Raw genomic sequence first — 373 nt, forward strand, 5'->3', positions numbered from 1 at the left:
CCTATGGGAAGATTGGTTTAACACTTGTAAAAAGGACGGAGGAAGCCGACTGCCTAAAACTTCTTCTCATGTCTTGTCGTGTAATGTCCCGTGGCGTTGGTACTATACTCCTCACATATCTAATGGAAAGAACAAAACAGGCAGGTAAACGCTTTTTGGCTGAGTTTAGACAGACTGACCGTAACCGTATGATGTTTGTTACGTACCGATTAGCTGGATTTAAGGAAACTAGCAACGAAAATGGAATATTAATTTTAGAACATAATCTTGAGAATATAAATCCTTATCCTCACTATATTAATATACAATTTCCGGAAACACCAACGGATGTGGATAGAGGGGAAGTGGAAATATGCAACAAACAATTGTAAAG

The 373-nt window shown here is 38.3% G+C and carries 1 pseudogene; it reads left to right on the forward strand.

The annotated features are described in order from the left end of the window. A pseudogene (locus tag AC1DK4_RS40870) lies at nt 1–371 on the forward strand (hypothetical protein); the annotation flags it as partial. Nucleotides 372–373: the final 2 nt, after the last annotated feature.

It is taken from the genome of Cupriavidus sp. 05N38 (assembly GCF_056397345.1).